Origin of the sequence: Limimaricola cinnabarinus (assembly GCF_047631075.1) — a bacterium.
GTDB classification, from domain to species: Bacteria; Pseudomonadota; Alphaproteobacteria; order Rhodobacterales; family Rhodobacteraceae; genus Limimaricola; species Limimaricola cinnabarinus.
Genome location: NZ_JBLHYX010000004.1, coordinates 55,428 through 76,996, shown reverse-complemented (window position 1 = coordinate 76,996; position 21,569 = coordinate 55,428). Strand labels below are relative to the sequence as shown.

The window sequence follows — 21,569 nt, the reverse complement described above, 5'->3', positions numbered from 1 at the left end:
GCGATGACCGACATCACCGAATTGGAGAGCCGCCTTTCCGCGGCGCTGGACCGGATCGGCCAAGGGCTCGACCTGATCGAGAACGCCGGGCCGCGCGGCGATGACGGCGCGCTCGGAGCCGAGCTCGACGCGCAGCAGCAGGCGAATGTCGAGCTCGAGGATCGGCTCAAGGCCCTGCGAGAGGAGCAGGACAACCGGCTCGCCGCCTTCGAGGCGCGAATCGAAGCGCAGAACGCCCAGATGGCCGAGCTCGACGGGCAGCTTCAGGCGCTGCGCCATTCCAATGCCGAACTGCGTGAGGTCGCGGGTGAGCTGCGCGAGGCGATGGAGGCCGAGCTGGCCGATCCCGAGCTGATCGACCGCGCCATGGCCGCCGAGCTGGAGGCGTTGCGCGCCGAGCGCGACGCCGAGGTGGCCGAGCTCGGCGCGGTGCTGTCCGAACTGAAACCGCTGGTCGAGGAGCGCGAGTGATGCCGCAGGTCGAGGTTACCATCGGCGGGCGCGCCTTTACCGTCGCCTGCCAGTCGGGCGAGGAGCCCTATCTCACCGCCGCCGCCAAGCTGCTTGACGAGGAGGCCTCCGGGCTGGCGAGCCAGGCCGGGCGCATGCCCGAGAGCAAGATGCTGCTGATGGCCGGGCTGATGCTGGCCGACCGCGCGGCGGGGCTCGAGGATCGGCTGCGGCAGGCCGAGAGCTATGTCGGGCAGGTCGAACGGCGGCTGAGCCAGACGGAGGCCACGCTGAACAAGATGCGCACCGAGCCGCATAAGGTCGAGGTCGAGGTGCCGGTGATCCCGCACGGGCTGATCGAGATGCTTGCCGAGATGACGGCGCGGGCCGAGGCGCTGGCCGAGAGGGTCGAGAAGGCGGGCGTCTGAGCGCACGACGCCCCCTTCGGCACATGCAAAAGGCCGCGCCCGAAGGCACGGCCTTTGTCGTCGCAAGGGTCCGCGGATCAGCCCTTGTTGGCTTCGCGGATCTTGTCGGCGGCGTCCTTGTCGAAGGTCACGCCGTTCTTTTCGAGAAGCTGGTCCAGCTCGCCCGAGAGCGTCATCTCGGTGATGATGTCGCAGCCGCCGACAAATTCGCCCTTCACATAGAGCTGCGGGATCGTCGGCCACTCGGAGTAGTCCTTGATGCCCTGACGGATGTCGTTGTCCTCAAGCACGTTCACGTCGCGAAACTCGAGGCCCATGAAGTTGAGCACGCCGGCGACGCGGCTCGAAAAGCCGCATTGCGGCATGGTCTTGGTGCCCTTCATGAAGAGCACGACGTCGTTCGAGGTAACGAGCTCCTCGATGCGGGCGTTGGCGTCGGTGGTGTCCTGCGCGGTCATGGTCGGTGTCCTTTGCGGGGGAATGGTCAGTCGGGCGCCTTGGTGGTCAGCGCCAGCGCGTGCAGATCACCCGAGGGGCCGTCCATACGGCCCTTGAGTGCTGCATAGACGGCGCGCTGCTGCTGCACCCGGTTCTGGCCGCGAAAGCTCTCGTCGATCACTTCGGCGGCGTAATGGTTGCCGTCTCCGGCAAGGTCGGTGATGACGATCTTCGCCTCTGGAAAGGTCTCGCGGAGCAGATCCTCGATTTCCTGTGCGCTCATCGCCATGTCGGTCGTCCTCGCCTTTGTGTTTCGCATCAGATGTAGGCGGCGACCCGGCGGCACGCAAGGCCGCCGCCGGGGCAGGGGGCGCTGCCGCCTCAGACCGCCAGCTCGGCCTCGGCCGCGGGGATGTGCAGCGCGCTCTCGAAGGCGGTGCGGTAGAGCTTCGACAGCTCGGCCAGCGGCGCGGTGGCGCCACCGAAGCTGACTTTCGTTCCGCCAAAGCGGCCGATCCGCGCCAGCGGCAGGCCGGCGGAGCCGGCGGCAGCCTCCAGCATGGCGGCGCTCTGCTCATCGGCGGCGATCAGGTAGCGGCCCTGATCCTCGCCAAAGAGCGCGGCGGTGCCGGTGACGCCGATCTCGACACCCAGCCCCGCTCCCTCGGCCATCTCGAAGGCGGCGAGTGCGAGGCCACCATCCGAAAGGTCGGTGCAGGCGCGGATCGCCGCGTGATTGTCGCGCACGAAGAGGCCATGCGCCATTTCGGTCGCCAGATCGACATGCGGGGCGTCGCCCTCGTCGCGGCCCAGCATTTCCCACAGCAGCGCCGAGCGGCCCAGATGCCCCTCGGTGGTGCCCAGCACCAGCGCCACGTCGCCCTCGCGAGGCTCGGTGCCGATGGCGCGGTCGGAGGTTTCGATCAGCCCGACGCCGCCGATGGTGGGGGTGGGCAGGATGCCGGTGCCGTCGGTCTCGTTGTAGAGCGAGACGTTGCCCGACACGATCGGGAAGTCGAGCGCTTCGCAGGCTTCGCCAATGCCCTTGATGGCGCCGACGAGCTGACCCATGATCTCGGGCTTTTCGGGGTTGCCGAAGTTCAGGTTGTCGGTCGCGGCGAGCGGCTTGGCCCCCGTGGCGATCAGGTTGCGCCACGCTTCGGCCACCGCCTGCTTGCCACCCTCATAGGGGTTGGCAAAGACGTAGCGCGGCGTCACGTCCGAGGTGAAGGCCAGCGTCTTGTCGGTGCCGTGCACCCGCACCAGTCCCGATCCCGCACCCGGGGCGCGCGCCGTGTCGCCCATCACCATGTGATCGTACTGCTCCCAGACCCAGGCCTTGTGGGCGTGGTTGGTCGAGCCGATCAGCGCGCGCAGCCCCTCGATCGCGTCGATCTCATCGACCGGACCCAGTGCCGTCGGGGCCGGGGTCTCGACCCAAGGGCGGTCGTATTCCGGCGCAGTGCCCGACAGCGCCTTGAGCGGCAGGTCGGCCTTCACCTCGTCGCCATGCACGATCAGGAACCGGTCCTCGGGGATCGTCTCGCCGACGATGGCGAAGTCGAGGTCCCACTTGTCGAAGATCGCGCGGGCCTGCGTCTCCTTTTCGGGGCGTAGCACCATGAGCATCCGCTCCTGGCTCTCCGAGAGCATCATTTCATAGGCGGTCATCGCCTTCTCGCGGCAGGGCACGCGGTCGAGGTCGAGCCGGATGCCAAGATTGCCCTTGTCGCCCATCTCCACCGCCGAACAGGTAAGACCGGCGGCGCCCATGTCCTGAATCGAGATCACTGCGCCCGAGGCCATCAGTTCCAAGCAGGCTTCCATCAACCGCTTTTCGGTGAAGGGATCGCCGACCTGCACGGTGGGACGCTTGTCCTCGATCGTGTCGTCGAACTCGGCCGAGGCCATAGTCGCGCCGCCGACGCCGTCGCGTCCCGTTTTCGCGCCAAGATAAACCACCGGCATGCCGACGCCGCTCGCGGCCGAATAGAAGATCGCATCCGCATCGGCGAGACCGGCGGCAAAGGCGTTGACGAGGCAGTTGCCGTTGTAGCTGGGGTGGAACCGCACCTCGCCGCCGACATTCGGCACACCGAAGCAGTTGCCATAGCCGCCGACGCCCGAGACGACGCCCGATACGAGGCTGCGGGTCTTGGGGTGGTCGAGGCTGCCGAAGCTCAGCGCGTTCATCGCCGCGATAGGCCGCGCGCCCATGGTGAACACGTCGCGCAGGATGCCGCCCACGCCGGTCGCCGCCCCCTGATAGGGTTCGATGTAGCTCGGGTGGTTGTGGCTCTCCATCTTGAAGACCACGGCCTGACCATCCCCGATATCGACCACGCCCGCATTCTCGCCGGGGCCGCAGATCACTTGCGGTCCTTCGGTCGGCAGAGTGCGCAGCCATTTCTTCGAGGATTTGTAGGAGCAGTGCTCGTTCCACATCGCCGAAAAGATGCCAAGCTCGGTAAAGCTCGGCGCACGGCCGATGATCTCGAGGATGCGCGCGTATTCGTCAGGCTTGAGCCCGTGCGCGGCGATGAGGTCGTCGGTGATCTGGGGGTCGGACATGCGGGCGCTCTCCTGCTGGTCGCGCGCGTCATACAAGCGGGGCGCCGCAGGGGAAAGCGGGTTTCGACCGTTTCGTCGAGGGCAGGGGGCCCGGCCACCAAGGCGACTTCGGCTTTCACCGACGCCTTGCAGAGGGCCGTGAGCGCGAGAGCGATTCGGTGTCGGGCCAAAAAAAAGCCGGGCACAATGGCCCGGCAAGTCCAACAGGGAGGTATGAAGCGATGCGCCGCAAAGCACCATCGGCTTCAATTGCCGAGATATATAGCAGGAAGTGAACGATCAAGTTCAAATGCCCCGACTTGCAGTCAAGGCCGCCATGCGTCATGCGCATGGCTGTTTTTAGGCAACCTGCCTAATCCGCGACCTGTTCGCGGAGCTTGCGCCTATGCGCCTGCACCTCTTCCTGAACGAAATCGCGGAACGCGGCGACGCGCTTGGATTGGCGCAGTTCCTCGGGATAGGCGAGAAACACGGGGACCTCGCCGGATTCATGATCGGGCAGCACCCGCACCAGTCCTGGGAAATGCTCGTTGAGATAGTTGGGCAGCACGCCGACGCCGAGGTTGTTGAGCACCGCCTGCAGCACGCCGAAATAGTTGTTGACGGTAAGCAGGGACGGAATGTTGTGGGCCAGAAGCTGCTGTACCATCGTGGCCCCCGCCGCGACCTGAGCCGAACTCGGGTTCTGGCAGATCAGGCGATGGTTCTCGAAATCCTCGACCCGGTCGATGGCCCCTCTCTTGTCGAGATAGTCCTGCGTCGCATAGAGCCGCATCCGCACGTTCATCAGCCGCTTGCGGATCAGGTCGGCCTGGCTCGGCTCCTTCATGCGGATCGCGACATCGGCCTCGCGCATCGGCAGGTCGAGCACGCGCTCCTCGAGGATCAGGTCGATCTTGAGATCGGGATAGCGCTCGTAGAGCTTGGGCAGGCGCGGCGCGAGCCACAGCGTTCCGAAGCCGATCGGTGTGGTGATCTTGATCTCGCCGAACACCTCCTCCTCGCTGTCGCGGATGCGCGCCGAGGCGGCCTCGAGCCGCTTGTTCATGGCGCGGGTCGCGTCGAACAGCAATTCGCCCTGCTCGGTGAGGATCAGCCCGCGCGCGTGGCGGTGGAACAGCGTGGTGTTGAGCTGCTCCTCCAGCGACCGGATCTGCCGACTTACCGCCGACTGGCTCAGATGCAGCGAATCGCCCGCGTGGGTGAGGCTGCCCGCATCCGCCACCGCATGAAAAATTCGCAGCTTGTCCCAGTCCATCGTCTGCCCGTCCTGACTTGTCCGTTGCGTCGCGCCATCTATGGCGGGAGGTGGTCCTTGCAAAGCGCCTGCACGATATTTCGCGACATGACGAGTCCGACCGCGCGCAGCATAACGGCAAAATATGAAAATTGCCGAAATTCTCACCGGTTCGCGCATCGAAACGCGGCGTCGCGCCGCTCGGCGCATCCCGGTCGCAGGCGGCACGCCAAAGCACCGATGGATTTCCCCCGCAAAGCCTCGTATGTCTCGGGCCCTACAAGGCAAATGAGCAAGGTGGCGCGATGGCGGTCGGGATCTTCGATAGCGGGTTGGGCGGGCTCACGGTGCTGGGCGCGATCGAAAAGCGCCTGCCGCAGGTGCCGCTCGTCTATTTCGGCGACAACGCCCACGCGCCCTACGGCGTGCGAACCGCCGACGACATCTATGATCTGACCACGCAGGCGACCGAGCGGCTGTTCGATGCGGGCTGCGATCTGGTGATCCTCGCCTGCAACACCGCCTCGGCCGCAGCACTTCGCCGGATGCAGGAGGGCTGGGTGCCCAAGGGCAAGCGGGTCCTGGGCGTCTTCGTGCCGCTGATCGAGGCGCTGACGGAGCGGCATTGGGGCGACAACTCCCCGCCGCGCGAGGTCGGCGTGAGGCACGTGGCGCTCTTTGCCACCCCCGCCACCGTGCGCAGCCGTGCGTTCCAGCGCGAGCTGGCCTTCCGCGCCATCGGCGTCGATGTCGAGGCGCAGGCCTGCGGCGGCGTGGTCGACGCGATCGAGGAGGGCGACCTGATCCTCGCCGAGGCGCTGGTGCGCAGCCATGTCGATGCGCTCAAGCGCAAGATGCCCGAACCCGACGCTGCGATCCTCGGCTGCACGCATTACCCGCTGATGGAAGAGATATTCCAGGACGCGCTGGGCGACAATGTGCGTGTCTTCAGCCAGGCCAGCCTCGTGGCCGAGAGCCTCGCGGATTACCTTGACCGTCGCCCCGAGATGGTCGGCCCCGGTACCGAGAGCTTGTTCCTGACCACCGGCAACCCGAGAAACGTGTCGAACCGCGCCACGCAGTTCCTGCGCCGCAAGATCGAGTTCATCCCGGCCTGAGCGCCGCGTCCGTCCCATTCCCTCTCCGGCAAGGAGCCCCACATGACCCATTCCGCCGCCATCCTCGGAGCCTCGGGCTATACCGGCGCCGAGCTTGTCCGCCTGATCGCCACCCATCCCGGCATCGAGGTCTCGGCACTGTCGGGCGACCGCAAGGCCGGCATGGCGATGGGCGAGGTGTTCCCGCATCTGGGCCATCTCGAACTGCCCCGGCTTTGTACCATCGACGAGATCGACTTCTCGGCCATCGACATCGCCTTTTGCGCGCTGCCGCATGCGATGAGCCAGTCGGTGATCGCGGATCTGCCGAAGGATCTGAAGATCGTCGACCTCTCGGCTGATTTCCGGCTCCGGAACGATGGCGAATACGAGAAATGGTACGGAAAGCCGCATGCCGCGATGGATCTGCAAGCCGAAGCGGTCTACGGCCTGACCGAGTTCTATCGCGACGAAATCGCGGGCGCGCGGCTCGTTGCGGGCACCGGCTGCAACGCCGCCACCGTGCAATTCGCGCTGCGCCCGCTGATCGAGAAGGGGCTGATCGACCTCGACGACATCGTCTGCGATCTCAAGAACGGTGTCTCGGGGGCCGGTCGCTCGCTCAAGGAGAACATGCTCTTTGCCGAGCGGAGCGAGGATGTTCTGGCCTATTCGGCAGGCGGCACGCATCGGCATCTGGGCGAGTTCGATCAGGAGTTCTCCCGGATTGCAGGGCGCGACGTGCGCATCCTCTTCACCCCGCATCTCGTGCCGGTGAACCGTGGCATCCTCGCCTCGTGCTACGTCAAGGGTGATCCGCAAGCCATTCATGCAGCTTTGCAATCGCGCTACGAGGCCGAGCCGTTCCTGCGCGTGCTGCCCTTCGGCAAGCTGCCGGGGATGAGCCATGTGCAGGGGTCGAACTTCTGCCATATGGGGGTTGCGGGCGACCGGGTCTCGGGCCGCACGCTCGTCGTCTCGACGCTCGACAATTTATGCAAGGGCTCTTCGGGTCAGGCGCTGCAGAACGCCAACCTGATGCTCGGCCTGCCCGAGACGGAGGGGCTGATGCTGGCCCCGGTGTTTCCCTGATGCGCGGCCTCAAGAAGACCCGGAGGATCCAGATCCTCGTGCTCGCCGGCGTGGCGCAGGTGCTGGCCACCGGCATCATCGGCTATGCGATGCGCGATGGCATCAATTTCTTCCGCTCGCCCGCGCAGCTCGTGGCCGAGCCGCCCGCGCCCACCGAGGTGTTCCGCCTCGGCGGTCTGGTCGAGGAGGGCACGCTCCTTCGCGGGCAGGGCGAGACGGTGACATTCTCGGTCACTGACGGCGCGGCCTCGGTCCCGGTGAGCTATACCGGCATCCTGCCCGACCTCTTTGAAGAGGGACAGGGCATGGTGGGGCAGGGCCGCTGGACCGGTGAGCGGTTCGAGGCGATCGAGATCCTCGCCAAGCACGATGAGAGCTACATGCCGAAAGAGGTGATCGACGCGCTGCAGGAACAGGGCGTCTACAAGGCACCGAACGCAGTGCCCGCGTCGAATTAACCGTCTCTCGGCATTCTTTCCCCCGGGGTTACGGAGGGTGAGACATGAAGAGCGTGGAAGAGATCGCGGCCGAGATCGTCATGCGCGAGGGCGGCTATGTCGACGACCCGGACGATCCGGGCGGGGCGACGAACATGGGCGTCACCATCGGCACGCTGCGGCGGCTGGGCTATGATCTCGATGGCGATGGCCGGATCACCACGGCCGATCTCAGGCGCCTGAGCCGGGCGCAGGCCACCGATATATTCATCGAGCATTACTACAAGCGGCCGCGCATCGACGCGCTGCCCGAAAGGCTGCGGGCCTCGGCCTTCGACATGTATGTCAATTCCGGCGCCAACGCGGTCAAGATCCTGCAGCACCTGCTGGTGGCGATGCGCATTCCCGTCGCGATCGACGGCATCATCGGACCCCAGACCGTCGCGGCGGCCGCGCGGGCACAGGCGGCGGCGCCCGATCATCTGGCGGACGCCTACGGCATCGCCCGGCGCAACTATTACTACAACCTCGCGGATCGCCGACCGGCGAGCCGCAAATACGCGCGCAGGCGCGACGGCGGCAAGGGCGGATGGATCACCCGCGCCGAGAGCTTCATCTCACCGAAATACCGGCTCACCGAGGCACAGCATCGCAAAAGGGTGGCGGCATGGGGCTGATCGGGGGGATCGTGGCCACGCTGTTCGGCGCGCGCCGCAACGTCGTGGTCGAGACGGTCGAGGCGTTCCGCGAGAACGCCGAGGCAGGGGCCGAACGCGCCTCGGGGCATCGCGCGGATGTGCTGGCGCAATTCGCCGCCGAGATGGCGCATGAAAGGCGCGGCGGCTGGGACCGCTTCGTCGACGGGCTGAACCGGCTGCCGCGTCCCGCAATGGCCTTCGGCACGATCGGTCTCATCGGCGCGGCGATGGCCGATCCGGTCTGGTTCATGGCGCGGATGGAGGGGCTGGCCCTGGTGCCCGAGCCGCTGTGGTGGCTGATGGGCGCGATCGTCAGCTTCTATTTCGGGGCGCGGATGCAGGCGCATGGCCAGAGCTTTGAACGCGACATGGCCGAGGCGCTGGTTCGGATTCGCGCTTTGCGGCCCGCCGCGCCGCCCGCTCCCGGCCCCGAACCCATCGCCGCGCCTCTGCCACGGTCGCTGCCGCGACCGTCGGGCACTGGCGACGTCAACGCGGCGCTTGAGGATTGGCGGCGCACGCAGGCGTGACCACCTTCCGGCGCGGGAGCGACGATCCGTCCCGCGCCTGAGATAGCGCGGGGCGGGCGGATCGGTTACAACCTTGTCCATGTTGATCGAACTTGGACATTTCGCCCTGATTCTGGCTTTTGCGACCGCCATCGTGCAGATGGTGGTGCCGCTCATCGGCGCACAAAAGGGCTGGCGCGGCTGGATGGGCGTGGCCGAGCCCGCCGCCACCGCGCAATTCGCGCTGACCGCCTTCGCCTTCGGGGCGCTGACGGTGGCCTTCGTCACCTCGGATTTTTCGGTGGCGCTGGTGGTGGCCAACTCTCATTCGCTGAAACCGATGCTCTACAAAGTGAGCGGCGTCTGGGGCAATCACGAGGGCTCGCTGCTTTTATGGCTGCTGATCCTGTCGGGCTTCGGCGCCAGCGCCGCATGGTTCGGCGGCAACCTGCCCGAGCGGCTGCGCGCTCGCGTGCTGGCGGTGCAGGCCTCGATCGGCGTCGCCTTCTATGCCTTCCTGCTCTTCACCTCGAACCCGTTCCTGCGTATGGCGGTGCCGCCCTTCGACGGCCAAGACCTGAACCCGCTGCTGCAGGACCCCGGCCTCGCCTTCCATCCGCCGTTTCTCTATCTCGGTTATGTCGGCCTCTCGATGTCCTTTTCCTTCGCGGTCGCCGCGCTGATCGAGGGGCGGGTGGATGCGGCATGGGCGCGTTGGGTCCGGCCATGGACGCTGGCGGCGTGGCTGTTTCTCACCGTCGGCATCGCGCTGGGCTCTTGGTGGGCCTATTACGAGCTGGGCTGGGGTGGCTTCTGGTTCTGGGACCCGGTCGAGAATGCGAGCTTCATGCCATGGCTTCTGGCGGCGGCGCTGCTGCACTCGGCCATTGTCACTGAAAAGCGCGAGGCGCTCAAAAGCTGGACCGTGCTGCTGGCGATTCTCGCCTTCAGCTTCTCGCTCCTCGGCACCTTCATCGTGCGCTCCGGCGTGCTCACTTCGGTTCACGCCTTTGCCAATGACCCCGAGCGCGGCATCTTCATCCTGATGATCCTCGCCGTCTTCACCGGCGGCGCGCTGACGCTCTATGCCGCCCGCGCGCATGCGATGGAGGCCAAGGGTGTGTTCGGTCTGGTGAGCCGCGAAAGCGCGCTCGTGGCCAACAACGTGCTGCTCGCCGTGGCGGCGATGGTGGTCTTCGTCGGCACGCTGTGGCCGCTTGTCGCCGAGATGGCCTTCGGGCGCGTGCTCTCGGTCGGACCGCCCTTCTTCGACGCGGCCTTCACGCCATTCTTCGTGGCGCTGGCGCTGCTGCTGCCATTCGGCACGTTGCTGGCGTGGAAGCGCGCGACCGGGGTCCGGGTGCTGCGTCAGCTCTGGCCCGCCGCGGCGCTCGCAGGCGCGCTCCTGCTGCTCGGCTATGCCTTGGGCTCGGGGCGATCGGCGCTGGGGCCGCTCGGCTTGGCACTCGGGGGCTGGGTCATAGGCGGTGCCGGGATCGATCTGTGGTCGCGCAGCGGGCGTGGCACCACGCGCGCCCGTCTGGCCCGCCTGCGCCGCCTCCCGCGCGCCGATTCGGGCCGGGGCCTCGCGCATGGCGGTCTCGGTGTCACCATCATCGGCATCGCCGGGCTGCTGGCGTGGCAGCAGGAGGACATCCGCGTCGCCGAGATCGGCGACAGCTGGAGCCTCGGGCGCTACGAGATCACGCTCGACGCGGTGCGCGAGACCCGCGGGCCGAACTATGTCACCACCATGGGCGACATGACCCTGCGCGCAAGCGGGGCCGAGATCGCGACGCTGCATCCCGAAAAGCGGTTCTACCCGGTGGCGGGCATGCCGACGACCGAGGCCGGGATCGATGGCGGCATCTGGCGCGACCTCTACGTCGTGATCGGCGATCCGCAGGAGGGCGGCGGCTGGGCCGTGCGCAGCCATGTCAAACCGATGGCGGCATGGATCTGGGGCGGCTCGATCCTGATGGCGCTGGGCGGCGTGGTGTCGCTGTCGGACCGACGGATGCGCGTGGCGGCGGGGGCCCGGCGCGCGAGCCCGGCGCCGGTGGCGGCGGAATGAGACGCCTCGCGCTCCTTCTCGCCCTCGTGGCCGCACCCGCCTTCGCGGTGGAGCCCGACGAGGTGCTCGACGATCCCGCGCTCGAGGCGCGCGCGCGTGACATCAGCGCGGGGCTGCGCTGCCCGGTTTGCCGCAACGAGAGCATCGACGAAAGCAACGCCGGCGTCAGCCGCGATCTGCGCCTCATGGTGCGCGAGCGGCTGGTGGCGGGCGACAGCGACGCAGAAGCCGTGCAGGCCGTGGTCGACCGCTACGGCGAATACGTGCTGCTCAAACCCGACGCCTCTGGCGCGAACCTGATCCTGTGGCTTGCGGCCCCCGGCCTGCTCATCCTCGCGGGCGGCGTCGCCTTCGTGTCGATCCGGCGGCGCGCCTCCGGCCCCGAGGATCGCCTCACCGAGGACGAAGAGGCGCGGCTCAGGGACATCCTGAAGCCCTGACGCTCGGTCGCGCTTGGTTCGTGGGCGCGTCGCTGTAGGCTCGTCGGTGAACCGAGGGGGAGAGCTTTGATGGACTACCAGACGATCGGTCTCGCGGTGGATGCGGGCGTGGCGCGGCTCACGCTCGACCGTCCGGCGGTGATGAACGCGCTCAACACCCAGATGCGGGCCGAGATCACCCATGCGCTGCGCAACCTCGACGCTTCGGCGCGGGTGCTGGTGCTGACCGGCGCGGGACGGGCCTTCTGCTCGGGTCAGGATCTGGGCGATACAGGCAACGCCAACGCCACCGATCTCGAACGCGTGCTGCGCGACGAATACGTGCCGATGCTGCTGGCGCTGCGGGACCTCCCGGTGCCGAGCATTGCGGCGGTGAACGGCGCGGCGGCGGGGGCGGGGGCCAACCTGGCGCTGGCCTGCGACGTGGTGATCGCCTCGGAGGCCGCGCATTTCACCCAGGCCTTCACCCGGATCGGCCTCATCCCCGATGCGGGCGGGACATGGACGTTGCCCCGGCAGGTGGGATCGGCCCGTGCGATGGGGGCGATGCTCTTTGCCGACCGGATTCCCGCGCGTCAGGCGGCCGAATGGGGCATGATCTACGAAGCCGCGCCCGAGGCCGATTTCGAAGAGCGCTGTCAGGCACGGGCGGCGCAGCTGGCGCAGGGGCCGACCGAAACCTACCGCCAGCTGCGCGAGGCGATGCGCGCCAGCCCCGAGAACGGGTTCGAGGCGCAGCTCGCCCTCGAGGCGCGCCTGCAGGGCGTCTGCGGGCGCAGCCGTGATTTCAAGGAGGGGGTCGTGGCCTTCATCGAAAAGCGCGCCCCCCGGTTCGAGGGGCGCTGACGCCTCAGGCGGCGTTGGACCGGTGGCCTGTCAGCCGCGACATCAGCGGCAGGATCTCGTCGAGCACGCCGCCAAAGACCGAGCCGTCCGCCGAGGTCCCTGCCGTCCGGCCCGAGGCGGGACGTGCAGGGAAACGGCCCTCGATGATGAAACTCTCGCAGCGGATATGGTTGGCGGCCGTCGGCACGAGCTGCAGCGAAAAGGCGCAATTGGCGAGATCGTCGAGCGTCAGCGTCATCCGGTCATGGGCCAGCGTCAGTCGGGTCTCGCGCGGGGCGGCTACCCCGATCGCGGTCGCACGGCCCAGACGCGCGCCGCAATCATGACCGCGACCGCCACGGCCCACCCCGTACACCTTGCCTGCGCCGAAGCTCTGCTTTCGCAGATGCGTTCCGGCGAGGCTCAGCTGTCCTAAAAGGTCGTGATCGGCGAAATCGAACGCCAGCGCCGCGATCCCGAGGCCCTGACCCTCGCCTTCTGCCATCTCCAACCCGAGCGACAGCGCACCGTCCGCCGTCTCGTGCAGCACCAGTCGGATACGGACTTCATCGCCGAAAATGGCATGAACGCTCTCGGGGGTGGGGGTCGATTGCACTGCGATATGGGCGGGCATGGGGGGATCCTTCCGCTGGGATGAAACTGGCACTGGTCGAACTCAACGTAATCTGTATCTCCCCGAATTGCGGCATCTCCGTGGCAGGGCGATCTCCCTTCCGGAAAATGCCCTTTTTCTCCAATGGCTTAGCCCAAAGGATAGGTCTCCAAAGTATAGGCTTCCTATCCTTAATATTCTGTCACTTTCGTTTCTTCAGGAAATCGGAAGCTCTTTCGAGACATCGGTTTCCCGGGGCATGCCTCTCAGACGGGTCTTTGGCGAAACAATACTGCTTCTTCGGTAGGGATTGATGCGGATCGGTCCGGCTCCTGACTTTACTGTCGTGCCAAGCGGCAATCATGGCGAAATTGCGGCGAGCACATCACTGCGAATCCCGCGCGATCCGGCAAGAGAGGCCCTAGACGCGAACGGGCCCGGCGTTGCCGCCGGGCCTGTCCCTTGTCCTGTCGGCCGTGGCCGGATCAGCGCGTTTCGATATCTACGTAGTTGCGCGCGGCGGCACCAAGATAAAGCTGGCGCGGGCGGCCGATCTTGAGCTGCGGATCGGCGAGCTGCTCCTTCCACTGCGAGACCCAGCCGACGGTCCGCGCGAGCGCGAAGATCGGCGTGAACATCGAGGTGGGGAAGCCCATCGCATCAAGGATGATGCCGGAATAGAAGTCGACGTTCGGGTAGAGCTTCTTTTCGGCGAAGTAGGGATCCTCCAGCGCCACGCGCTCAAGCTCCTTGGCGACCTGCAGCGTCGGGTTGTTCTCGATGCCCAAAAGCTCGAGCACCTCGTCGGCGCTTTCCTTCATCACCTTCGCGCGCGGGTCGAAGTTCTTGTAGACCCTGTGGCCGAAGCCCATCAGGCGGAACGGATCGTTCTTGTCCTTGGCGCGCTCGATGAATTCGGGGATCCGGTCCGGCGTGCCGATCTCGCGCAGCATCTCGAGGCAGGCCTGGTTGGCGCCGCCATGGGCGGGGCCCCAGAGGCAGGCGATGCCGGCGGCGATGCAGGCAAACGGGTTGGCGCCCGAGGAGGAGGCCAGACGCACGGTCGAGGTCGAGGCGTTCTGCTCGTGATCGGCGTGCAGGGTGAAGATCCGGTCCATCGCGCGGGCGAGGATCGGGTTCACCTCGTATTCCTCGGCCGGGACCGAGAAGCACATGCGCAGGAAGTTCGACGCATAGTCGAGATCGTTGCGCGGATACACGAAGGGCTGGCCGATCGAATATTTGTAGGCCATCGCCGCGATGGTTGGCATCTTGGCGATCAGGCGGATCGAGGCGACCTCGCGCTGATGCTCGTCATTGATGTCGGTGCTGTCGTGGTAGAAGGCGGACATCGCGCCGACCACGCCGACCATGGTGGCCATCGGATGCGCGTCGCGGCGGAAGCCACGGAAGAAGTTGTGCATCTGCTCGTGGATCATCGTGTGACGCGTCACCAGCGTCTCGAACTCCTCGAGCTGCGCCGCCGAGGGCAGCTCGCCGTAGAGCAGCAGGTAGCACACCTCGAGGTAATGCGACTGCTTGGCGAGCTGGTCGATCGGGTAGCCCCGATGCAGCAGCACGCCCGCTTCGCCATCGATATAGGTGATGGTGCTGTCGCAGGCCGCGGTCGAGGTAAAGCCCGGATCATAGGTGAAGACGCCCGCCTGCGCATAGAGCTTGCGGATGTCGATGACCTCGGGCCCGTCGGTGGGGGCGTACATCGCCAGATCGTAGCTATTGCCGTCGATCGTCAGCTTCGCGGTCTTGGTCGTTTCGGCCATTCAGGTCCCCTTCGTTTTCCCGCCGCCGCACAGGTCGCGGCGTGGCGCTCTGATCTCTCGATGCCGCGGTGCAACATAGCGGCGGGAAACAGGCGGGCCAGTGTCAGGCTGCCGCGTCCCCGATCCGCGCCACGCTTTCGTCGCGGCCGAGCACCAACATCATGTCGAATACGCTGGGGCTGACCATGCGCCCCGCCAACGCGGCGCGCAAAGGCCCCGCTATTTTCCCCAGACCGAGCCCATGAGTCTCGGCAAGAGCGGTCACGACCCCCTCCAGCGCGTCACGCTCCCAGCTAGCAGTTTGCAGCTGCGGCGTCAATTCTGCCAGTATACCACGGGATACATCATCGAGGCTCTTGGCCAATTTTTCATCCGGCGCGATCGGCCTTTCGGTCAAGACGAAATGCGCCTTTTCAAGGAGTTCGGGGAAGATCTTGGCCCGGTCCTTGAGATGCGGCATCGCCGCGCGTAGCCCGTCGCGCTGCGCGTCTGTCAGTGGCAGCTGTCCGGTCGCGTCGAGAAAAGCCTCGAGTTCATGCAGCAGCGCGGCATCGTCCGAGGCGGCGATGTGCTGGCGGCACAGGTTCTCGAGCTTCTTGGTGTCGAAGCGGGCGGGCGACTTGCCGATCCCCTTCAGATCGAACCATTCGCGCGCCTCGGCATCCGAAAAAAACTCGGCGTCGCCATGGCTCCAGCCGAGCCGCGTGAGGTAGTTGCGCATCCCCGCCGCCGGGTAGCCCATCTGCTGGTATTCGGCAGCACCCGTCGCGCCGTGGCGCTTCGAAAGCTTCTTGCCGTCGGGTCCGAAGATCAACGGCACATGCGCGAAGACCGGCAGATCCCATCCCATGGCGCGATAGATCATCGCCTGCCGGAAGGCGTTGGTCATGTGGTCGTCGCCCCGGATCACATGGGTCACGCCCATGTCATGATCGTCAACCACCACGGCGAGCATGTAGACCGGCGAGCCGTCCGAGCGCAAAAGCACCATGTCGTCGAGTTGGTCGTTGCCGATGGTGATCTCGCCCTGCACCTCGTCATGGATCGTGCTCGCGCCCTCGCGCGGGGCCTTGATGCGGATCACGAAGGGCGCGTCGGGGTGATCGGCCTCGGACACGTCGCGCCAGGGCGAGCGATAGAGCGTCGAGCCGCCCGCCGCGCGCGCCTTCTCGCGAAAGGCCTCGATCTCCTCCTGGGTGGCAAAGCACTTGTAGGCCGTGCCATCGGCCAGCATCCGGCGCGCCACCTCTGCGTGACGCTCGGCGCCCTCGGCCTGGCTGATCGGCTCGCCGTCCCAGTCGAGACCGAGCCATGTCAGCCCGTCGAGGATCGCTTGGGTGTTCTCGGAGGTGGAGCGGGCGCGGTCGGTGTCCTCGATCCGCAACAGGAACTTGCCGCCGCGGCCACGGGCATAGAGCCAGTTGAACAGCGCGGTGCGTGCGCCGCCGATATGCAGCGCGCCGGTGGGCGAGGGGGCGAAGCGGGTGACGACCGGGGTCTGGGACATTTGGGGGAGATTTAACCTTTCGCTAACCATGCTGCGCGCAGCCTTGCTTGCATGGGGGATACTCAGGTCGGGGCGCGGAAACAAGCGTGGCGCAAGGGGGCGGCCCCGACGCCTCTGGCCTTTCTGGAGGCCGCGCTGGCGCGGCAGCGCGGGCAGCTGGCCTGCTGGGCGCCGGTCTGTCTCGGCGTCGGGATCGCCTGGTGGTTCGCCCAAGGCACGGAGCCGGGAGCACCGGCCTATGGGATCGCAACGGGGGCGGCGTCGCTTTGCCTCGCACTGCGGGTGGGCTTGCGGCGCCATGCCATCTGCGCGCTGGCGGCGGGTGGGCTTCTCGTCTGCCTCGGCGTGCTGCTGGCGGGCGCGCGGGCGCACAGCCTGTCCGCGCCGGTGCTCGGGTTTCGCTATTACGGCCCGATCGAGGGGCGGATCGTCGATATCGACCGCGCCCAGAGCGACGTGCTGCGGATCACGCTCGACCGGGTGCGGCTCGACGATGTAAGGCGCACGCCGGAGCGGGTGCGCGTGTCGCTGCATGGCGAAGTGGTGGCGCCGCTTGCCCCCGGGGCGCGGGTGATGACAACCGGTCACCTGTCGCCGCCGCCGGGTCCGGCGGAGCCGGGGGGCTTCGATTTTCGCCGCCATGCGTGGTTCATCCGGCTCGGGGCGGTCGGCTACACGCGGGTGCCGCTGCTGCTGGCGTCGAGCGAAGGGGCCGATGGCGCGTGGCTCGCCCGCGTCCGGGTCCGGCTCAGCGCGGCGATCCGGGCGCGGGTCGGCGGCGAGGCGGGCGGTTTCGCGGCGGCGGTGGCGACGGGCGACCGCTCGGGGCTCGGGCGCGAGGCCAATGACGCGATGCGCGAATCCAACCTGTACCACCTCGTCTCGATCTCGGGCATGCACATGGCGATGCTGGCGGGCTTCGTGTTCTGGCTGGTGCGCGCGGGCATCGCCGCCGTGCCGCCGCTGGCGCTACGGTTGAACGCGCGCAAGATCGCCGCCGCCGCGGCGCTTCCCGCCGCCGCCTTCTACCTCGCGCTCGCGGGGCGCGACGTGGCGACCGAACGCGCCTTCGTCATGGTCGCCGTCTCCTTGGGCGCGGTGCTGGCCGATCGACGCGCACTGAGCCTGCGGGGCCTCGCCATTGCGGCGATGATCGTGCTGGGGCTTCGGCCCGAGACGCTGCTCAACCCCGGCTTCCAGATGTCGTTCGCCGCCGTGCTGGCGCTGGTCGCGGTGATGGGGCGCCTGCCGCGCGGCTGGCACCGGCCAAGCGGCCTCGCGCGGTTCTGGATGCCGGTGGCGCTCTTGTTGCTCACCTCCCTTGTCGCGGGCTCGGCCACAGCGCCTTTTGCCGCCGCACATTTCAACCGGGTCGCGCATTACGGGCTGCTTGCCAACCTGCTCGCGACGCCCGCCATGGGTGGGCTGGTGATGCCCGGCGCGGTGATCCTCGCCGTGACCGGCCCGCTCGGCCTCGATCAGCCCGCCGCGTGGATGATCGATTACGGCTCGCGCTGGATCCTGTGGGTGAGCGAGCGGATCGCGGCGCTCGACGGGGCCAGTTCGGCGGTGATCGCGCCGCCGGGCGCGGTGGTGGCGCTGGTGGCCGCGGGGGGGCTGTGGCTGGTGCTGTGGCGGGGACGGGGCCGTGTCGCCGCCTTGCTGCCGCTCGCGCTTGCCGTGGGATTGTGGAGCCGGGCCGAAAGGCCGGACCTGCTGGTGAGCGATAGCGGCGCGCTGGTCGGGCTGATGACGCCGCAAGGGCGGGCCCTGTCCAAGCCCACGGGCGACGGCTTTGCCGCCATGGTCTGGCTCGAGAATGACGGCGACGGGCGGGCGCAGGCCGAGGCGCACGATCCCGTGGCACTGCCGCGCCGGGACAGGGTGCTGCGGCTACGGCTCGGGGCGACCGAGATCGTGCAGGTCACGGGCAAGACCGCGCTCGCGGCGCTCGACGGTTGCGACGGCGCCGACATCCTGATCGCCAATCAATCCGATCCCGCGCCGCGCCCCTGCCTGCGGTTCGACGCTCGCCGCCTGCGCGACACCGGCGCGTTGGCGTTATGGCGCGCGCCCGAAGGCCTGCGGATCGAGACGGTGGCCGATCGCGCGGGCCGCCGCCTCTGGACCAGAGGCCGCTAGGCGGCCCCGGTCGGGGAAGGATCAGTAGCTGCGGATCAGCCCGACGAGACGGCCCTGCACCCGGACCTGATCGTCGCTGTAGATCCGCGTCTCATAGGCCGGGTTCGCCGCTTCGAGCGCGATGCGCTTGCCATTGCGGCGGAACCGCTTGAGCGTCGCTTCCTGATCCTCGATCAACGCCACCACGATGTCGCCATTGTCGGCGGTGCCGGTCTCGCGGATCACCACGACGTCGCCGTCGTTGATCCCGGCCTGAATCATCGAATCGCCCCGCACCTCGAGCGCGTAATGGCTGCCTTGCCCGAGCATCGAGCCGGGCACCGTGATCTCGTGGCTGATCTCGCTGATCGCGGAGATCGGCACACCCGCGGCGATGCGGCCCATCACCGGTAGGTTCATCGCCATGGCCGCGATCTCGGCAGGCATGTCGGAGGGTTTGGGATCGGCGACGGGCGCGGTGGAGGCGGTGTTTTCGCTCGCGAGGCGCGTCTCCATCGCCTCCGGCAGCTTGAGGATCTCGAGCGCACGGGCGCGGTGTGCGAGGCGGCGGATGAAGCCGCGCTCCTCAAGGGCGGTGATCAACCGGTGGATGCCGGATTTCGATCGCAGGTCGAGCGCGTCCTTCATCTCGTCGAAGGAGGGCGGAACGCCGTCGGCCTTGATCCGACGATGGATGAATTCCAGCAGGTCGGACTGTTTGCGGGTCAGCATGATTGCCCCTTTTCAAGCGCAGACGGTTGGGGCTCCGTTCTACGCACGTTCCCGTTTTGTGTCAAGACGCTCAAAGCGTGATCACTTCGACCGTCTCTCCCGCATCGCGCGTAGAGTCGCCCGGGGGCTGCACGATCAGGCAATCGGCCTCGGCCAGCACCGACAGGAGCGAACTGTCCTGCTTGGAAAAGGCGGTGACGCCTTCGGGGCCGCTCATGGCGCGCAGGTAGTGCTCGCGCGGGCCGTTGGCTGTCAGCGGCGCGGCGAGCCGCGCGAGGCGGCGCGGGGCCGGGGCGGGGGGAAGGCCCGACAGCGCCCGGATCAGCGGCACCAGAAACACCTGCGCGCAGACCATAGACGAGACCGGGTTGCCCGGCAGGCCCAGAAGCAGCGCCTCCCCGAAGCGTCCCGCCATCAGCGGCTTGCCCGGACGCAGCGCGACCTTCCAGAAGGCGCGCTCCATTCCGGCCTGTTCGGCGGCGGCCCCCACAAGGTCATGATCGCCCACCGAGGCGCCGCCGATGGTCAGCACGATGTCGGCGCCGCGTGCCAGATCGAAGGCCTGCGCCAGCGCCCCCATGCTGTCGCCCGCGATCGGCAGCAGCCGTGGCACACCGCCCGCCTGCGCCACGATGCCGTGCAGCCCGTAGGCGTTCGAGGCGATGATCTGGTCGGGACGCGGATCGCCGCCCGGCGCGACCAGCTCGTCGCCCGTGGCGATGATCGCGACCTCGGGGCGGCGCGACACGGTGAGGCGGTCGGCGTTCATCGCCGCCGCAAGCGCGAGATCGGCGGGGCGCAGCAGACGCGGCGCGGCCAGCGTGTCGCCGGTGCGGAAATCGGCCCCGAGGGGGCGGATGTTGCGGTTGTCGGAAATGCCCGCGCCGAGGATGACCGTCTCGCCCTCGCGCGTCGTGTCCTCCTGGATCACCACGCGGTCCGCGCCCTCGGGCACCGGCGCGCCGGTGAAGATGCGCAGCGCCTCGCCCGGACCGACGCGGCCCGCAAAGGCGTGACCGGCGGCGGCCTCGCCGATCACCGCAAGACGCGCGGCTTTGTGGCAATCCGCGTCGCGGATCGCATAGCCATCCATGGCCGAGGCCGAGAAGGGCGGCTGGTCGCGCCGCGCCGCGACGGGCGCGCGCAGCACGCGGTTCAGCCCGGCGGTGAGGCCGACTTCCTCGACGGGAAGGGGAGTGACGAGGGCAAAGAGCCGATCGAGGGCCTGCGCGACGGAGATCACGCCTCCCAGCGCCCCGACTTGCCGCCTTCCTTGAGCGCGAGGCGGATGCCCTCGATCTCCATGCCCTTTTCGGCGGCCTTGAGCATGTCGTAGATCGTCAGCGCCGCGACGGACACGGCGGTCAGCGCTTCCATCTCGACGCCGGTGCGGCCGGTGGTGCGCACGGTCGCGGTGATCCGCACGCCGGGCAGGGCCTCGTCCGGCTCAAGTTCGATTGTCACCTTCGACAGCGGCAGCGGGTGGCACAGCGGGATCAGATCGGCGGTCCTCTTGGCCGCCATGATCCCGGCGAGCCGCGCGGTGCCGAGTACGTCGCCCTTGCCCGCGCGCCCCTCGCGCACCAGCGCCAGCGTTCCGACCTGCATGCGCACGGCGCCCGTCGCCACGGCGAGCCGGTCGGTCACCTGCTTGTCGGTGACATCGACCATGTGGGCGCGGCCACCCTCGTCGAAATGGGTGAGCGGCATCACGCGCCGCCCGGAGCCGTCAGCGGGTTGGCGAGGATCGTTCGCGTGGCCGCGGTCACGTCCTCTTGCCGCATCAGGCTTTCGCCGATGAGGAAGCTGCGCACGCCGTAACGGGCGACCTCGGCGAGATCGGCGGGCGTCGACAGACCGCTCTCGGCGACGATCATCCGATCGACAGGCACATGCTTGGCAAGCTTGCGGGTCACGTCGAGCGAGGTCTCAAAGGTCCGCAGATCGCGGTTGTTGATGCCGATCATCTTTGAGTTCAGCTCTGCCGCGCGCTCGAGCTCGGCGCGGTCATGCACCTCGATCAGCGCGTCCATGCCCCAGCGGGCCGCCGCATCCTCGAGCTCGCGCGCCTGCGCGTCCGACACGCTGGCCATGATGATCAGGATGCAGTCGGCCCCGAGCGACCGGCTCTCGGCCACCTGCCACGGATCATAGAGGAAATCCTTGCGCAGCACCGGCAGCGACGTCGCCTCGCGCGCCTGCACGAGGTATTCGTCCGCGCCCTGGAACGACGGTGCGTCGGTGAGCACCGACAGGCAGGCTGCGCCGCCGTCCTCATAGGCGCGTGCGAGGGCGGGGGGATCGAAATCGGCGCGGATCAGGCCCTTCGAGGGGCTCGCCTTCTTGACCTCGGCGATAAGGCCATAGCCCTCGCGCGCCGCTTCGGTGAGACGGGCGGCAAAGCCGCGGGGGGCGGGGGCCTGCGCGGCGCGGGCCTCGATGTCCGAGAGGGGCAGCTCCGCCTTGCGGGCCGCGACCTCTTCGAGCTTGTAGGCCTTGATCTTGTCGAGAATATCCAT

At 67.8% G+C, this 21,569-nt stretch carries 22 protein-coding genes; 11 read left to right on the top strand and 11 right to left on the bottom strand.

Features of this window, described 5'->3' with window-relative positions; all coding sequences use genetic code 11:
* Positions 1-3: 3 nt before the first annotated feature.
* Together ACJASC_RS04890 and ACJASC_RS04885 are read left to right on the top strand one after the other, a co-directional pair.
* Positions 4-471, top strand: a complete 468-nt coding sequence (locus tag ACJASC_RS04890; protein WP_415144023.1) for a hypothetical protein — start codon at positions 4-6, stop codon at positions 469-471.
* Positions 471-878, top strand: coding sequence for a cell division protein ZapA (locus ACJASC_RS04885; protein WP_021693490.1), 408 nt, complete (start codon positions 471-473; stop codon positions 876-878). Before ACJASC_RS04890 ends, ACJASC_RS04885 begins: the two co-directional genes overlap by 1 nt.
* A gap of 77 nt (positions 879-955) precedes the next feature.
* On the opposite strand, the gene grxD is transcribed toward ACJASC_RS04885, so the two are convergent.
* The 4 genes from grxD to ACJASC_RS04865 all read right to left on the bottom strand — a co-directional run bounded on the left by grxD (position 956) and on the right by ACJASC_RS04865 (position 5,145).
* Positions 956-1,336: a Grx4 family monothiol glutaredoxin gene (grxD, locus tag ACJASC_RS04880; RefSeq protein ID WP_021693491.1), complete on the bottom strand. Its 381-nt coding sequence runs from the start codon at positions 1,334-1,336 to the stop codon at positions 956-958.
* 26 nt (positions 1,337-1,362) lie between these two features.
* Positions 1,363-1,605: a BolA/IbaG family iron-sulfur metabolism protein gene (locus ACJASC_RS04875; RefSeq protein WP_021693492.1), complete on the bottom strand. Its 243-nt coding sequence runs from the start codon at positions 1,603-1,605 to the stop codon at positions 1,363-1,365.
* A 92-nt stretch (positions 1,606-1,697) separates the two neighbouring features.
* Positions 1,698-3,887, bottom strand: coding sequence for a phosphoribosylformylglycinamidine synthase subunit PurL (gene purL, locus ACJASC_RS04870; RefSeq protein WP_415144020.1), 2,190 nt, complete (start codon positions 3,885-3,887; stop codon positions 1,698-1,700).
* Between the two features lie 352 nt (positions 3,888-4,239).
* On the bottom strand, positions 4,240-5,145 hold the full coding sequence (locus ACJASC_RS04865; RefSeq protein WP_021693495.1) for a LysR family transcriptional regulator: 906 nt from the start codon (positions 5,143-5,145) through the stop codon (positions 4,240-4,242).
* A gap of 284 nt (positions 5,146-5,429) precedes the next feature.
* On the opposite strand from ACJASC_RS04865, the gene ACJASC_RS04860 reads away from it, so the two are divergent.
* The 8 genes from ACJASC_RS04860 (at position 5,430) to ACJASC_RS04825 (ending at position 12,317) form a co-directional block, all read left to right on the top strand.
* A complete protein-coding gene (locus ACJASC_RS04860; RefSeq protein WP_415144018.1) occupies positions 5,430-6,242 on the top strand; it encodes a glutamate racemase in 813 nt (270 codons plus the stop codon).
* 42 nt (positions 6,243-6,284) lie between these two features.
* A complete protein-coding gene (gene argC / locus ACJASC_RS04855; RefSeq protein WP_415144016.1) occupies positions 6,285-7,313 on the top strand; it encodes an N-acetyl-gamma-glutamyl-phosphate reductase in 1,029 nt (342 codons plus the stop codon).
* Positions 7,313-7,771, top strand: coding sequence for a cytochrome c maturation protein CcmE (gene ccmE / locus ACJASC_RS04850; protein ID WP_415144014.1), 459 nt, complete (start codon positions 7,313-7,315; stop codon positions 7,769-7,771). The genes argC and ccmE overlap by 1 nt, the downstream gene beginning before the upstream one ends.
* A gap of 44 nt (positions 7,772-7,815) precedes the next feature.
* Positions 7,816-8,427, top strand: coding sequence for a holin-associated N-acetylmuramidase (locus ACJASC_RS04845; protein ID WP_415144012.1), 612 nt, complete (start codon positions 7,816-7,818; stop codon positions 8,425-8,427).
* Entirely contained in the window at positions 8,418-8,978 is a 561-nt protein-coding gene (locus ACJASC_RS04840) for a holin family protein (RefSeq protein ID WP_415144010.1), read from the top strand. Before ACJASC_RS04845 ends, ACJASC_RS04840 begins: the two co-directional genes overlap by 10 nt.
* Positions 8,979-9,057: 79 nt before the next feature.
* Positions 9,058-11,031, top strand: a complete 1,974-nt coding sequence (locus ACJASC_RS04835; protein ID WP_415144008.1) for a heme lyase CcmF/NrfE family subunit — start codon at positions 9,058-9,060, stop codon at positions 11,029-11,031.
* On the top strand, positions 11,028-11,471 hold the full coding sequence (locus ACJASC_RS04830) for a cytochrome c-type biogenesis protein (protein WP_415144006.1): 444 nt from the start codon (positions 11,028-11,030) through the stop codon (positions 11,469-11,471). Before ACJASC_RS04835 ends, ACJASC_RS04830 begins: the two co-directional genes overlap by 4 nt.
* Before the next feature lie 69 nt (positions 11,472-11,540).
* On the top strand, positions 11,541-12,317 hold the full coding sequence (locus ACJASC_RS04825) for an enoyl-CoA hydratase-related protein (RefSeq protein ID WP_415144004.1): 777 nt from the start codon (positions 11,541-11,543) through the stop codon (positions 12,315-12,317).
* Between the two features lie 4 nt (positions 12,318-12,321).
* On the opposite strand, the gene ACJASC_RS04820 is transcribed toward ACJASC_RS04825, so the two are convergent.
* From ACJASC_RS04820 to gltX, 3 genes are all read right to left on the bottom strand, one after another.
* A complete protein-coding gene (locus ACJASC_RS04820) occupies positions 12,322-12,930 on the bottom strand; it encodes a hypothetical protein (RefSeq protein WP_415144002.1) in 609 nt (202 codons plus the stop codon).
* A 464-nt stretch (positions 12,931-13,394) separates the two neighbouring features.
* The gene (locus ACJASC_RS04815; protein ID WP_021693506.1) at positions 13,395-14,690 is read right to left on the bottom strand and encodes a citrate synthase; all 1,296 of its coding nucleotides are present in this window, start codon (positions 14,688-14,690) and stop codon (positions 13,395-13,397) included.
* Positions 14,691-14,793: 103 nt separating this feature from the next.
* Positions 14,794-16,197, bottom strand: a complete 1,404-nt coding sequence (gltX, locus tag ACJASC_RS04810; protein ID WP_415144000.1) for a glutamate--tRNA ligase — start codon at positions 16,195-16,197, stop codon at positions 14,794-14,796.
* A 51-nt stretch (positions 16,198-16,248) separates the two neighbouring features.
* On the opposite strand from gltX, the gene ACJASC_RS04805 reads away from it, so the two are divergent.
* A complete protein-coding gene (locus tag ACJASC_RS04805) occupies positions 16,249-18,339 on the top strand; it encodes a ComEC/Rec2 family competence protein (RefSeq protein WP_415143998.1) in 2,091 nt (696 codons plus the stop codon).
* A 21-nt stretch (positions 18,340-18,360) separates the two neighbouring features.
* Here the strand turns inward: ACJASC_RS04805 and lexA are convergent, their stop codons facing one another.
* The 4 genes from lexA to trpC all read right to left on the bottom strand — a co-directional run bounded on the left by lexA (position 18,361) and on the right by trpC (position 21,569).
* Positions 18,361-19,050 (bottom strand): transcriptional repressor LexA, encoded by a 690-nt coding sequence (lexA, locus tag ACJASC_RS04800; protein ID WP_415143996.1) that lies wholly within the window; start codon positions 19,048-19,050, stop codon positions 18,361-18,363.
* A 70-nt stretch (positions 19,051-19,120) separates the two neighbouring features.
* A complete protein-coding gene (locus ACJASC_RS04795; RefSeq protein WP_415143994.1) occupies positions 19,121-20,293 on the bottom strand; it encodes a molybdopterin molybdotransferase MoeA in 1,173 nt (390 codons plus the stop codon).
* Positions 20,290-20,763, bottom strand: a complete 474-nt coding sequence (moaC, locus tag ACJASC_RS04790) for a cyclic pyranopterin monophosphate synthase MoaC (protein ID WP_110546376.1) — start codon at positions 20,761-20,763, stop codon at positions 20,290-20,292. The genes ACJASC_RS04795 and moaC overlap by 4 nt, the downstream gene beginning before the upstream one ends.
* Positions 20,760-21,569 carry an indole-3-glycerol phosphate synthase TrpC gene (trpC, locus tag ACJASC_RS04785; RefSeq protein ID WP_415143991.1) on the bottom strand — a complete coding sequence of 270 codons (810 nt, stop codon included), beginning with the start codon at positions 21,567-21,569 and terminating at the stop codon, positions 20,760-20,762. The genes moaC and trpC overlap by 4 nt, the downstream gene beginning before the upstream one ends.